This window comes from Hyphomonas sp. TMED31 (genome assembly GCF_002172815.1).
Lineage (GTDB): Bacteria > Pseudomonadota > Alphaproteobacteria > Caulobacterales > Hyphomonadaceae > Hyphomonas > Hyphomonas atlantica.
In genome coordinates, this window is sequence record NZ_NHCK01000073.1 from 1 (window position 1) to 13,478 (window position 13,478).

The 13,478-nt window shown below is 61.5% G+C and carries 14 protein-coding genes and 1 pseudogene; 12 read left to right on the plus strand and 3 right to left on the minus strand.

Annotated features, from left to right (window positions below; translation table 11 throughout):
* Together CBB91_RS11045 and CBB91_RS11050 are read left to right on the plus strand one after the other, a co-directional pair.
* Positions 1 to 306: cytochrome c-type biogenesis CcmF C-terminal domain-containing protein (locus CBB91_RS11045; protein WP_273014101.1), on the plus strand; the 306-nt coding region annotated here is incomplete at its 5' end.
* The gene (locus tag CBB91_RS11050) at positions 303 to 722 is read left to right on the plus strand and encodes a cytochrome c-type biogenesis protein (protein ID WP_273014102.1); all 420 of its coding nucleotides are present in this window, start codon (positions 303 to 305) and stop codon (positions 720 to 722) included. The genes CBB91_RS11045 and CBB91_RS11050, both read left to right, overlap by 4 nt.
* On the opposite strand, the gene CBB91_RS11055 is transcribed toward CBB91_RS11050, so the two are convergent.
* Positions 719 to 1,276 carry an A24 family peptidase gene (locus tag CBB91_RS11055; RefSeq protein WP_273014103.1) on the minus strand — a complete coding sequence of 186 codons (558 nt, stop codon included), beginning with the start codon at positions 1,274 to 1,276 and terminating at the stop codon, positions 719 to 721. The genes CBB91_RS11050 and CBB91_RS11055 overlap by 4 nt on opposite strands.
* A gap of 671 nt (positions 1,277 to 1,947) precedes the next feature.
* Between CBB91_RS11055 and CBB91_RS11060 the strand changes: the two genes are divergently transcribed.
* The 10 genes from CBB91_RS11060 to CBB91_RS11105 all read left to right on the plus strand — a co-directional run bounded on the left by CBB91_RS11060 (position 1,948) and on the right by CBB91_RS11105 (position 12,868).
* The gene (locus tag CBB91_RS11060) at positions 1,948 to 3,480 is read left to right on the plus strand and encodes a Do family serine endopeptidase (RefSeq protein WP_273014104.1); all 1,533 of its coding nucleotides are present in this window, start codon (positions 1,948 to 1,950) and stop codon (positions 3,478 to 3,480) included.
* A gap of 36 nt (positions 3,481 to 3,516) precedes the next feature.
* Positions 3,517 to 4,188 (plus strand): response regulator transcription factor, encoded by a 672-nt coding sequence (locus tag CBB91_RS11065; RefSeq protein WP_035550031.1) that lies wholly within the window; start codon positions 3,517 to 3,519, stop codon positions 4,186 to 4,188.
* A gap of 33 nt (positions 4,189 to 4,221) precedes the next feature.
* Positions 4,222 to 5,622, plus strand: coding sequence for an ATP-binding protein (locus CBB91_RS11070; protein ID WP_273014106.1), 1,401 nt, complete (start codon positions 4,222 to 4,224; stop codon positions 5,620 to 5,622).
* 61 nt (positions 5,623 to 5,683) lie between these two features.
* A complete protein-coding gene (locus tag CBB91_RS11075) occupies positions 5,684 to 8,305 on the plus strand; it encodes a bifunctional [glutamine synthetase] adenylyltransferase/[glutamine synthetase]-adenylyl-L-tyrosine phosphorylase (protein ID WP_273014107.1) in 2,622 nt (873 codons plus the stop codon).
* 56 nt (positions 8,306 to 8,361) lie between these two features.
* The gene (locus tag CBB91_RS11080; RefSeq protein WP_273014108.1) at positions 8,362 to 8,901 is read left to right on the plus strand and encodes an EF-hand domain-containing protein; all 540 of its coding nucleotides are present in this window, start codon (positions 8,362 to 8,364) and stop codon (positions 8,899 to 8,901) included.
* 98 nt (positions 8,902 to 8,999) lie between these two features.
* On the plus strand, positions 9,000 to 9,542 hold the full coding sequence (locus CBB91_RS11085; protein ID WP_035549882.1) for an RNA polymerase sigma factor: 543 nt from the start codon (positions 9,000 to 9,002) through the stop codon (positions 9,540 to 9,542).
* A 436-nt stretch (positions 9,543 to 9,978) separates the two neighbouring features.
* Complete coding sequence (locus CBB91_RS11090) at positions 9,979 to 10,467, plus strand: periplasmic heavy metal sensor (protein WP_273014109.1); 489 nt, start codon at positions 9,979 to 9,981, stop codon at positions 10,465 to 10,467.
* 54 nt (positions 10,468 to 10,521) lie between these two features.
* Complete coding sequence (locus tag CBB91_RS11095; RefSeq protein ID WP_273014110.1) at positions 10,522 to 11,970, plus strand: amidase; 1,449 nt, start codon at positions 10,522 to 10,524, stop codon at positions 11,968 to 11,970.
* Positions 11,971 to 11,990: 20 nt separating this feature from the next.
* Complete coding sequence (locus tag CBB91_RS11100; RefSeq protein WP_272982121.1) at positions 11,991 to 12,470, plus strand: YbjN domain-containing protein; 480 nt, start codon at positions 11,991 to 11,993, stop codon at positions 12,468 to 12,470.
* Positions 12,471 to 12,472: 2 nt separating this feature from the next.
* A complete protein-coding gene (locus CBB91_RS11105; RefSeq protein ID WP_288145311.1) occupies positions 12,473 to 12,868 on the plus strand; it encodes a GFA family protein in 396 nt (131 codons plus the stop codon).
* Here CBB91_RS11105 and CBB91_RS11110 read toward each other — a convergent pair.
* Positions 12,865 to 13,194, minus strand: a complete 330-nt coding sequence (locus CBB91_RS11110) for a heavy metal-binding domain-containing protein (protein ID WP_035550020.1) — start codon at positions 13,192 to 13,194, stop codon at positions 12,865 to 12,867. The two genes, CBB91_RS11105 and CBB91_RS11110, sit on opposite strands and share 4 nt — an antisense overlap.
* 56 nt (positions 13,195 to 13,250) lie before the next feature.
* Positions 13,251 to 13,478 (minus strand): annotated as a pseudogene (locus CBB91_RS11115) (SAM-dependent methyltransferase); the annotation flags it as partial.

Sequence of the window (13,478 nt, forward strand, 5' to 3'; positions counted from 1 at the left end):
ATTGAGGGACCGAACTGGTATGCTGACCGCGCGGTTCTGACGGCTGCGCGNAGNGGATCCCGCGCNGTGATGACCCCGATGAAGCGCTATTACCCGGCCGCGCAGATGCCGACCACGGAAACCGCGATCCACAAGACCGGCACGGGCGATCTCTATGCGGCGCTGGGCGAACAGCGCATGGTGGAGGGCGAACCGCGCTGGGTGTTCCGCGTCTACTACAACCCGATGATNGATCTGCTATACTTCGGCGTANTCCTGATGGCGCTGGGCGGTGTGTTCAGCCTGTGGCCGAGGCGGAAAGCATGAAGCAGATCATCATTATCCTGATCAGTGTCGTGTTGGCGGGTGCGGCGTTTGCCGAAGACGTGGCGCTGGACGATCCGCAACAAGAGGCCCGCGCGCAGGATCTAATGCGGGAGCTGCGCTGTGTGGCGTGCGAGAATGAGCCAATCTCGCAATCCTCTGCGCCGATTGCCGAGGACATGCGCGCACGTGTTCGCACCCTTGTTGAGGAAGGCGCAAGCGACGAAGAGGTTCGNACCTGGTTTGAAGATCGCTATGGCGAGTTTGTCCTGTTCCGTCCGAAGGCGGAGGGCGTGGCTGGCTGGATGCTGTGGGGCCTGCCATTCGCATTATTGCTGATNGGCGGCTGGATCGGCCTGCAGATTGCCCGCTCTCGCAAGGCAGCACCGGTTGAACCGATCGCGCCGGAAGACGTCTAGTAGACGCCAGCCGGCAGAAGGTATGGCGCCCCAAGCCAGACCACCCATCCACCAAGCGCAATGAACGGCCCGAACGGGATGGCTGTGTCGGCATCTGCCTTGCGAATGCCTGTCACGGCCAGCGCAATGACGCCGATCAAGGCGGAAGCAGACGCCNCAAGCATNATGGGCGCAAGACCCATCCACCCCGTCCAGACGCCAAGACCGCCGAGGAGTTTCGCNTCACCGCGCCCGATGCCGTCCCGCCCGCGCAGGCGGCGATAGCCGACTTCGATGGCGACCAGCACGAGATATCCGGCAAGGCCGCCAATGGCATGCGCTCGCCATTCCTCCGGGCGTGTCAGCCAGACCATGGCGATGCCCAGCAGGACAATTCCGGCTGTCAGGGGATCGGGCAGNGTNAAGCTGCGAATGTCNATGATGCTGAGCGCCAGAAGGAGNGCGCCNAGGCANAGCGTCAGGAGCAGCGTTCCCGGCGGCGCGAACATCCAGGCAGAGATGCCGAGCGCGGCTGTGGCCAGCGCTGTCAGCAAGAGAGAAAGTGGTTTTGACATGCGTGTCTGTCCTTTCCCCGGCCGGGGCAATGCTCGCTCAAGAGCATTCGCGCCTGGGGAAATCAAGAGTGGCCAGCAAACAGGACGCGCCAGNAAACGCGCGGCGGTGAGTGGGGGAGTCTTCCTGTCGTGGGATGCCGACGCCGCTCCATAACACTCGTCAGCTGGGTGGGGACGCGCTTGACGATTGCAATGGCCCGGAAGGTGAGTCCTGGCAGGGACCTTTGCCTCCGGAGGCATATGCCGCAGTTCCCGTAAGGGCCTGTGCGACGCCGGCAACTTGTTCGGGGGCAGCCCTCCACGACCGAATGCAAACGCCCGGTCCCNGGTGCCGACGGGCGGCAAAAGAGACATGGCGTGATTGCGGAAATACCCCCCAAAGCCTGTTGTTATTACAGAATGGGCCGAAAATTCGAGTCTTACAAGGGAATTCACCGGGGATGCGAAAAATTTATTGGGGAAACAGCGCGGTGGAGGATTACCCTCAGATTTACCCTGATTTCGCCGCAGTCATCGGGCAGTTGAGGGAATACCGTGTGGTGCGGTGCCAATTATGGGGAATTCAGGCAAAATAACCTTGCTGTCTTTTAATGACCACAATGCTTGTGGCAGGNTAATGTTTGGACCACATGCCCAATACCGGCAAATTTTTCAGTGACTTGGAGACAGGAATGAAGACAATCGGCATATCGAGACAGGCCATGGTAGCAGCGCTGGTAGGCGTCGCGATGGTGGGCTCTTTCTCTCTGGCCCCACAGGTCTTCAGCCCGGAGGCCGGCGCCCAGCCGATTCAGATTGAAGCNCCACNTGGTGCACCGCTCAGCTTTGCGGACCTGATCGAGCAGGTCGAGCCTGCGGTTGTCAGCGTGAATGTTACCACGGAGCGCGAAGTTGGCCGCCTGGCAGACATGCAGCAATTCTTCGAACAGTTCCGCGGCATGCCTGGCCTGGACGAGTTCATGGAACAACGCCGCCAGGAAGAGGAAGAAGAGCCGGAAACCCAGGAAGGGCGTTCGCTCGGCTCGGGCTTCTTCATCTCGAAAAATGGCTACATCGTCACCAATAATCACGTCGTGGATGGCGCGACCGCAATTCAGGTTGTCTTGCAGGATGGCCGCGAACTGGACGCTGAACTGGTCGGCAAGGACGCCCAGACAGACCTCGCCGTGCTGCGCGTGACGGAAGAGGGCGAATACCCCTTTGTGAATTTCGGCGACTCCCACACCATGCGCAAAGGTGACTGGGTCGTGGCGCTGGGCAACCCATTCGGCCTCGGCGGAACAGCCACCGCGGGCATCCTGTCAGCTGACGGGCGCGAGATTGGCCCTGACAGCCCGTACACAGACTTCCTTCAGATTGACGCCTCGATCAATCGCGGCAATTCCGGCGGTCCGACCTTTGACCTGAACGGCAATGTGATCGGTGTGAACACNGCGATCTTCTCTCCAACGGGTGGTTCGGTTGGCATCGGCTTTGCCATTCCGGCAGAACTGGCCGATGAAGTCACCAAGGCCCTGATCAAGGACGGGAAAGTGTCCCGTGGCTGGTTGGGCGTTGCGATTCAGGATCTGACCGAGGATATGGCGGAAGCCCAGGGCATCAAGGATGCCAAAGGGGCGATCATCGCTGACGTGACCAGCGGCAGCCCGGCCGAGAAAGGCGGATTGGAACGCGGCGACATCATCCTGTCCGTCAATGGCGACAAGGTGACGGACGCAACCTCCACCACGCGCCTNGTCGGAAAGCTGATTGCGAACACCGCCAACCGGTTTGAAATCATTCGCGGCGGCAAGAAACAGACNATCAACGTGACNGTNGGCGAACGCCCGAGCAATCCGAATGCGAACATCACACCTTCCAGTTCGTCCCCATCGGATGANGCGGTCGAGGATGGCCAGGTGGTTTCCGAAGTCGGTGGCACGTTCGAGCAGATGGACGACGAATTGCGCGAACGCCTTGGCCTGAAAGCCGGNGAGAANGGCCTCGTGATCACCAAGGTTTCAAAGGATGGCGTGCTNGAGGAAGCTGGCTTCCAGGCCGGTATGGTGATCCTCGAAGTGAACAATAAGCCCGCAACGAGCGTTGATGCCCTGCGCAAGGCCATCAGCGATGCAAAGCGGGCCAATCGCACGAAAGTTCTGGTCGCTGTCCGNATNGGGCAGATCACGAATTATCGCACAATTGATTTGTCGGACGCCGAATAGGAGGGTCTGATGCTGCAGACAGTTCAGGAAGACGCCATGCATGTACTCGTGATTGAAGACGATATTGAAATGGCCAGCTTTATCGAGAAGGTTCTGGTTGAGGCGGGCCACCGCGTCGACATGGCCACAGATGGCGACAGTGGCCTGGCCCTGGCAAGATCATCGGAGTTCGATGCGCTTGTGGTCGACCGCATGCTGCCGGAGAAGGACGGCCTGACGCTCGTCAAGGAATACCGTGAGGCTGGCGGCAAGACGCCAACCCTCTTCCTGTCGGCGCTGGGCGATGTCCAGAACCGGGTGCAGGGCCTGAAGGTTGGCGCGGATGATTACCTGGCCAAGCCGTTTGCCCCGGCGGAGCTGGCCGCGCGCGTTGAGGCGCTGGGCCGCCGCCTGCCGGTGGAGCAGCAAATCACCGTTCTCAAGGCGGGCGATCTGGAAATGAACCTGCTGACCCGCAAGGTGACGCGGGCTGGCCAGAAGATTGACCTGCAGCCGCGCGAATTCCGCCTGCTGGAGTATCTGATGCGNCATGCNGGACAGGTCGTGACGCGCACGATGTTGCTGGAGAAGGTGTGGGATTACAATTTCGACCCCCAGACCAATGTCATCGACGTGCATATTTCTCGCCTGCGCGCGAAGATAGACAAGGAATTCGATGAGCCTCTGCTTCATACGGTGCGCGGCGCCGGGTATCGCCTGCAGGGCTAGACGCCCGCGCAGGCGGCTGGCACCAAGCGCTGTATGAAACTTGCCCTGCCGACNTTCCTGAAGACGACAACGTTCAAACTGGCGCTGATCTACAGCGCCATGTTTGCGGCGTTCTCGGCTGCGTTGCTGGTCTATCTCTACTATTCGACGGTCTACTACATCCGCGCGGAGAGCGAGCGGCGGATGGACCTCGAATTCGAGCAGCTCGGCAATGCCTACTTNACCGGCGGTATGGAGCGGCTCAGNCAGTCNGTTCTGGAGCGCATGACGCGGACGGGCTCCACCTATTTCTANTATCTCGAAGATTCCTCGGGCCGGAAGATTGCCGGCCATTTCGGACGAATGCCAACCACGCCGCCGGAAGAGGATGTGCAGACCGTCTATTTCGAATTCCTGCAGCATGAACCGGACGGTACGGAGATATTCCGGCCAGCGGCGGGCCGTATTGTACGCCTGCGCGACAATGGCGGGGCCTTGCTGGTCGCGTTTGACACCGAACAGCAGACTGCGATTGTCGGACGGATCCAGCGGGCAATCTTCATCGCCGCGCCGATCGGGCTGATCTTCTCCCTGTTGGGCGGCATCCTGATCTCCCGCGGGGCTGCGCGACGAGCGGATGAACTGGCCCGGACGGCGGAGGCCGTGATGGGCGGAGAACTGGGGCGCCGCGCGCCTGTGCGGGGGTCTGGTGACGAGTTTGACCGTCTCGCCTCACGCCTCAATGCCATGCTGGACCAGATCGAGAAGCTGGTCGATTCNACCCGCCACACCGGCAACGCCATCGCACATGATCTGCGCTCGCCCCTGTCTCGTCTGCGCAACCGGCTGGAGATTGCCCTGTCAGAGCCGATGACGAGGGAAAGCGCGGANGCNACCCTGGAAGAGACCGTGCTGGAGGTGGACCGCGTGCTGGGCACCTTCAACGCCATCCTGCGCCTTGCCCGGCTTGAGGCGGGCGCAGAAGGCGAGCGGGTGCGGATGGATGTTTCCGAACTGGGCGAAGAGCTGGCCGAACTGTTTGATCCGGCGTGCGAGGAGGCCGGGCTCGGTTTCAAGAGCCAGATTTCGCGCAATCTGGTCGTGCTTGCTGACCGGGACCTTGTGGGGCAGGCGCTCTCGAACCTGCTCGACAATGCNGTGAAGTATACGCCCGAAGGCGGCGANATCAGCTTTTCCATNACGCGCGGGCCNAANGGGACGGTGGACATGACCGTGATCGATTCCGGGCCCGGTGTGCCGGTTGAGGCGCGNGAACGCGTTGTGCAACGCTTCCAGCGCATGGATTCCGCGCGGACCCAGCCGGGCTCTGGCCTTGGTCTGGCACTGGTGGATTCGGTGGCGGACATGCATGGCGGCGCACTGATCCTGGATGATGCGGACGGACCCGCGGACGCACCGGGCCTGAANGCCACGCTTCGCCTGCCAAGAGTGTGAGACCTGTATGCTGACGATTTCGCCCATCGCCGANACGCCNGAAGCNGCGCTGGAGCGGGTCTTGCCNTCTGCGCCTTATCTGCGCCGCCTGCACGAGACGGGCACANGCGGCCATTGGCGCGATGCGCTGCANGCGGTGAGAGATATTCCGGCGGACTTGCCGGAGGCCGAGGCCATGACCGTGATGCGCAAGGCAAAGGCGCAATTGCACCTGTCGCTGGCGGCAGAAGACCTGTCCGGCATACTGCCCGTGATGAGTGTAACGCGGGCGCTGAGCGAGTTTGCCGAGGCCTGTCTTGAGGCGGCCCTGCGCGTGACACTGGCGCGCCGCGGTGTGGNCGGGGCGGGNATCTTTGCTGTCGCGCTNGGCAAGATGGGCGCGTATGAGCTGAACTATTCCAGCGATATCGACATCTGTGTCTTCTACGAACCCGGCGTGTTCATGGCCGGGGACTATGAAGCCGGGGAGACCGCGCAGCGTNTCGCGCGCGATATTGTCCGCATCATGCAGGAACTGACCGGAGACGGGTATGTGTTCCGGACCGATCTGCGCCTGCGNCCNGATCCATCCTCCACACCATTGGCTGTCTCTACACGGATGGCGGACCTCTACTATGAGAGTGTNGGGCAGAATTGGGAGCGCATGGTCTGGATCAAGGGGCGGCCCACGGCGGGCGATCGGGAGAGCGCAGCGCGTTTCCTGAAGATCCTGTCGCCTTTCGTCTGGCGGCGCAATCTGGACTATTGGGCGATTGGCGACATTCAGGCCATCAAGCGCATGATCAACAGCAAGGTGGGGCGGGCCGATTTCGAAACCGTGTCACCGGATGTGAAGCTGGGGCCGGGCGGCATTCGAGAGATCGAATTCTTTGCGCAGACACAGCAGCTGATCCTTGGCGGACGCCAGCCTGAATTGCGGGACAATTCCACGCTCGGCGCGCTGGCAGCCCTGACGAAGGCGGGTGTTGTCGAGCCGGACACGGCGGATGAGCTGAATACGGCCTATCTGGCCCTGCGCAATCTGGAGCACCGGGTCCAGATGCGCCGCGACGAGCANACCCATATTGTGCCCGCCGGAGAAGACGACCGNCGCGATGTGGCGTTGATGTGCGGCTACGACGATCTCGCGGCCTTCGACCTCGATCTTCAAGCCACGCGCCGCTGTGTGCAGGCGCANTATGATCGCCTGTTCGCGCATGAGGATCGCGCGCTGGAGGATCATTCGCTCGGAAATCTCGTCTTCACNGGTGTGGATGATGATCCGGGCACAATCGAAACCCTGGCGTCACTTGGCTTCAGCAATCCGAGCGCCGCNATCGACACGATCCGCAATTGGCACCGGGGCCGCGTCCCCGCCACCCGCACGGCGCGTGGGCGGGAATTGCTGACGGCCTTGCTGCCNGGCATGCTGGCGGCCATGGGCAAGACGGGGGAGGCGGACGAGGCGTTTCGCTGGTTCTCCCGCTTTTTCGAGGGCCTGTCATCGGGTGTGCAGACGTTGTCGATGCTGCTGGCAGAGCAGACATTGCTGGACGATCTTGTCTCCACCCTGGCCCTGGCTCCGCGCCTGGCGCAGATCCTGTCGCGCCGGCCAGACCTGCTGGAGGCACTGGTCAGCAATCAGGAGCCGTCCCGCCCGGTGATTGATGAGCATGTCAGTTTTGATGGCGCACTGGATTCGTGGCGGCGGTATCACCGTGAACAGAATTTCCTGATCGGACACCGTCTGNTGCACGGGTTGATTCAGGCACGGGACGCCGGAACGCATTGGTCTGACCTGGCCGATGACACCATTCGGGAGATGGCCGCTGCGGCGGAGCGGGAAACGGCCAATCGGTATGGGCCGAGGCCGGGCAGCTGGGCGGTGTTCGCAATGGGCAAGCTGGGCGGACGGGAGTTGACCGCCGGATCGGACCTCGACCTGATCGTGATCTACGACGCCGACCCGATGGAAGCCCAGACCTGGTATACACGGTTTACCCAGCGCCTGATCACCGCGCTGACTGCGCCGACGGCGGAGGGCGATCTCTACGAAGTGGACATGCGGCTGCGCCCATCTGGCGGGGCAGGCCCGGTGGCGGNGAGTGTGCCTGCCTTTGAGCGGTACCAGAATAAGGACGCATGGNCGTGGGAGCATATGGCCCTGACACGGCTGCGCCCCGTTGCGGGGNATGAGGCGCTCAGTCATCAGATCATGACGATTGCATGCGAGGCGATTGTCTCGCGGGCCGCAAAGGATGACGGCACCATCGCAAGAGACGTCAGCGATATGCGCCAGCGGCTCTACCGNGAAAAACCCGGCAAGGGATTGTGGGATCTGAAAACAGCCGAAGGCGGACTGGTGGACGCCGAGTTTGTCGTGCAGCAGGANATGTTGTTGAGTGGCAAGCCGGAGGCGATCCGNGCCAACACGCGCGAGGCGATTGCGCATTCTACCCTGCCGGACGCTGAACGATCCATGCTGATCGAGGGCGTGACNTTCCTGCAATCGCTNCAACAGGTGCATCGCCTTGCGCTGGGCAGCGATGTGCAGGCTGGCGTGATGCCGGAAGGCCTCAAGGATCGCCTGTGTCGTTCAGTGGGCGTCGACAGTTTTGCAGCGCTGGAAGCAGAAATATCTTCATTGAAATCAAGGGTTCATGCGCTTTGCGCAGAAAAACTTCATCTGCCCGCGACGGATTAGGTGGGCCGGTCCGTTCAATACGCGATGGGTGAGTAAAACGAACGGAGTTTTTCCAAATGAAACGCACTACTCTCGCAACTGCTTCGATTGCCGCCATTGCTGCGCTGACCCTGCCGCTTGTGGCTCTGGCCCAGCCGGGTGATGGTCCGCGTGGAGACCGCCCACANGGCCCTCGCGGTGGNATGGAAGAAATGATCAAGCAGATCGACACCAATGNTGANGGCAACATCAGCAAAGCAGAAATGGAAGCGCACCGCACNGCGCGTTTCGCTGAAATCGACGCAAATGGCGANGGNGCCGTGACGCAGGCCGANCTCGATGCGCATCACGAAGCCAAAAAGGCGGAACGTGAAGCNGAACGCGCNGCACGTCGNGCCGAGCGCAAGGCTGAGATGTTCGCCAAGCTGGATGCAGACGGCAATGGCACGATCAGCATCGACGAACTCGATGATCGCGGGCATCCTGGTTTCGACAAGCTTGATGCGGATGGCGATGGCGTGATCACCGCCGAAGAAATGGAGGACATGAAGTCCAAGATGAAGGGCAAGCGTCACGGCAAGTGGCACAAGCGGGGCGACGGCCCACGCCCGGAATAGGGTAGGACTTGCTGAATGGGCCGGAAGCGTGTGATGTGTTCGCGTGACTCACGAGATGACCAACCTCTTCCGGCCCGTCTTCGGTTAAGAAACCTGTCTTGGCTTTCAGTTCAGACCTCGACCGGATTACACGAGCGGCAGCGGGCGATCCCGCTGCTGTCTCCAGCCTTGTCGACCGCTACAGCAGCGGCGTCCTCGCTTTGGCGACCCGGATGCTGGGGGATGCCGCGGAGGCGGAAGACGTGACGCAGGAAACNTTCCTGCGCGCCTGGAAAGCGCTTCCGACCTGGGAGCCACGGGCGAAATTCTCCACCTGGCTGCACCGGGTGGCGCTCAATCTCTGTTATGATCGGCTGCGCAAGCGCCGGGAAGTAACGATGGAACACCTGCCGGAACGCACCGATCCGGCCATGACACCAGCAGAATTGCTGGACCAGTCCCAGCGCGTCCGCGCCGTGGAGGATGCAATCTCCCACTTGCCGGAACGCCAGGCCGCTGCCTTGACGCTGTGCGCNTTGCAGGGACACTCACAAGCCGAAGCGGCAGACATCATGGATGTCAGCGTGGAGGCGCTGGAAAGTTTGCTGGCCCGTGCACGTCGCACATTGAGAGCCAGCCTGTTGGAGAGGGCCGCATCATGAGCGGACAGATGATCACAGACGCGCGGGTTCTGGCCCTGATCGAAGCCTANGGGGCNGATCCGGACATGTTCCCGGAGGCCGAGCGAGCCGCCGCGAAAGCGCGCATGGCAGACCACCCCGCCCGGTTTGCAACAGCGCTGTCTGAGGCGCAGGCTCTGGATGGTCTGTTTGCAGACATTCCTCATGTCTNGCCATCGCCTGCCTTGCGCGAAACGTTGATTGCATCTGCACCGAAACCCCGGTCGGCCCGGTCATCTCGCTGGAAGCTGCCGGTCTGGATTCCGGCAGGGGCTCTGGCCTCCCTCACGGTTGGCCTGTTCGCCGGGATGAGCGTTGCGCAGCCNGTCACGACGCAGGACGAACAAGNCGANGCNGCTGTCTANGCTGCGCTCGGGTTTGANACGTACACGCTGGAACTTGAAGAAGAGGTGATGCAATGAGCGATACGTCCGCGCCGAAACCGCGCCGCATTTCCTTCTGGTTGACGGTCTCCCTCTTGTTCAACCTGCTTTTGCTTGGATTGATTGCCGGNATGCTCGTGCGCCAGATGCCNGATCGTGACCGGGGCAGGGATCGCCCGAGTGTCGAGCGCGACATTTCACCAGACACCCGCCGGGCCATGTTCGGCTTGATGCGTGAATCGTATCGGGAATCGCGGCCTGAACGCGAAGTGCGCAACGCAGCGCGAGAGGAACTTGCAAAGGCCCTCAAGACAGACCCCTTTAACGCAGAGCAGGTTCGCGAAGCGTTTGCCGCTCTGCGGTCCAGTGAGCAGGACGTGCATGCCGCAACACATGAAGCCATGATCGGGCGTCTGGAGGCTCTGCCATCAGATCAGCGCGCCGCCATGGCGGACTTGCTGGCGCGCGGGCCGGACCGGCGCAGCCGTGATCGGCGTGATCCTCCGCCACCACCACAGGACTAGGGGTTTCCTTCTCTGCNTTCACGTTCCAAACTGCCTTCAAAACAGGAGGGCGGAATGAAGGAATATGCGGCGTTTGACGCGATGGGACTGGCGGAGCTGGTCCGAACTGGGGAAGTATCGTCAAAAGAGTTGCTGGACGAGGCGGTGTCCCGCGCCCGTGCCGCGCAGGAGCAGCTGAATTGCTTTTCCGCGCTCTATCCGGACATGGCAGAGACGCAGCTGGCAGATGTGCCNAAGGATGGCCCCTTTGCAGGCGTCCCGTTCCTGACAAAGGATTTGGGNGTTGCCCTGAAGGGCGCTCCGCTCACCAATGGGTCCGTCAGCTGGAAGGGGCATGTTGCCGAGCGGGATTCGGTCCTGACAGAGCGTTATCGCAAGGCGGGCCTGGTCATGTTCGGNCAGACGACCAGCCCTGAATTCGGACTGACCACGACGACGGAATCCACGCTCTACGGCCAGACGCGCAACCCGTGGGATGTAACGCGGACGTCTGGCGGATCGTCCGGCGGCGCCTCGGCGGCGGTTGCGGCAGGAGTTGTGCCCTTGGCGCAGGCCAGCGATGGCGGCGGATCAATCCGTATTCCGGCGTCCTGCACGGGCCTGTTCGGCATGAAGCCTTCNCGCGGGCGCACCCCGATGGGNCCGCTTCAGACAGAAAACTGGAANGGCATGTCGACGGTCCATGCCGTCAGCCNGACCGTGCGCGACAATGCCGCCCTGCTGGACGCCTCGCATGGCCGGGAGACTGGCAGTCGTTATGTCGCGCCGGCGCCTGAGGGCACCTATCTCAACGCGGTCTCGCGCGATCCGAAGAAGCTGAAGATTGCGCTCTGGCGGACCGCACCGAACGGCACGGAAATGAGCGCCGAGGCGAAAGAGGGTGCCGAGGCCACAGCTCGCCTGTTGGAAGAGCTGGGCCACGAAGTGGTCGAAGCCGCCCCATCACTGGACGGTGAGGCGCTTGGCAAGGCGGCGCTGTTCACCATCTCGGCCAATGTCGCCGCGGCGATTGATGCGCGGGCCGCCATGCTTGGCCGGGACGTGCGCGAGGATGAGTTGGAACCAATTACGTTCGCGATGGCAGGGCTTGGCCGGACTGTGCCGATGGTGGAGCTGGCACGGGCGAACAATCTGTTCAATCTGACCGCCATACAGTTCGAACAATTCCTGGAGGATCAGGGGATCGATTTGATCCTGACCCCGACGACCTTCCGTGCGCCGGATGAGCTGGGCGTGCTGGCATTGACGGCGCCGCCAGACCAGATGAGCGAGGCGGTTGGCAGCTTTGCGCCGCTGTGCCCATTGTTCAATCAGATTGGCGCGCCCGCCATGTCTGTGCCACTTCATTGGACAGATCCGACAGAAACTGCACCGCAGGGCCTGCCGATTGGTATGATGTTTGGCGGGCGGTGTGGTAGCGAGGAATTGCTGTTCTCGCTGGCTGGCCAGCTGGAACGGGCAAAGCCCTGGATTGACCGGTGCCCGCCAGTCTGGATGGGATGAAACAAGGAAGACGACGCAACATGATCAGAAGCGGAATTTGCGCGGCACTCGCCGTGATGATGGCTCTGCCTGTGCTGGCTTGGCCAATTTCTCCGGAGAATGCCTCAACCATATTGACCCGCGCCGGCGGCGAAGACGTGGAGCTTACGTGGGTACGCGATGATGTTGCTCTCCTCGATGCAACAAAGGGTAACTTCAAGTATTCGGTGCGCATGATGGATTGCGACGAAACGAAGACCTGCGCGAGCGCGATGATCTTTGCGACGTTTGAAATGGCAGGGGTGCCAGACCTCGCCATGCATGAAAAAACCAACCATTTCAACGACAGTTACCCGTTTGGCCGCGCCTTCATCCTGCCGCGCCCGGACCAGCAGTCCTTTGCGGTGGGGGTCGACTATTCCCTCGACCTGAAGCATGAGGCCAATTTCGATACCGAGGATGTGGATAAGTTCATGGCCATTCTCGACGCCTATGTAGGCCATATGAGCAAAGAAGAGTGACCCTGCCCGGACTAAACACGCAAGCGGGCGGGTGCCATTGCGGCGCGGTGCGGTTCGAGGTGGATTTGCCGGCGGCCTTCGAGGTCGAGGATTGCAACTGCTCGATCTGCGCGATGAGCGGAAATATTCATGTCATCGTGCCAGCCAGTCGCTTTCGTCTTCTTCAGGGGGCGGAGAACCTTGCCGAATACACGTTCAACACGGGAGGCGCGAAACACCGTTTCTGCAAGACATGCGGCATCAAGAGTTTCTACGTGCCGCGCTCAAACCAGGATGGATTCGCCGTGACGTGGCGGTGCCTTGATGACTGGCAGACACTGGACGTGACCGTGAACAAGTTCGATGGGCAGAACTGGGAGGCCAATGCCGCAGCACTGGCCCACAAGTCAAAGGATTAGCTGCCGGCCTTGATCGTCACCGCCGTACCGGAAACCGACACCATCATCATGGAGCCGCCCTGGCCAACGACTTCATAGTCGATGTCCACGCCGACCACGGCATTCCCGCCGCGCCGGGCGGCTTCCTCGCACATTTCGCGCGTGGCAACCTCGCGGGCTTCGCGGATCGTTTTCTCATAGGCTTCCGAGCGGCCGCCCACAACATCGCGAATGCCGGCGAACAGATCCTTGAAGATATGCGCGCCGATAATGGCTTCGCCGGTCACGAGTCCCTTGTACTCAGTGATGTCATGGCCCTGCAGGGTCGGGGTGGTCGAAACGATCATGTCTTGCTCCATTATTATTGATTATCAATAATAATTGGGGTGGGCCGAGAGGGCTTTCAAGAGTTTTTTTGGAAAACCAGTTTCGTCCATTCAATGCCCAGCGCCATGTTTTCGGCCTGGATCGAGCCAGCCCGGTTGCAATAGAGATTGGTCAGGCCGTGCGGGGCGGCGAGGGCGATGGTCTCGTCGCCGGAAATGTCGAACATGCGGCGGCCTTCCGGGATCGGCCCGTGACGCTGGCTCATGAACAGGCGCCCACCGGGCTTCAGCAGGCTTGCGACGTT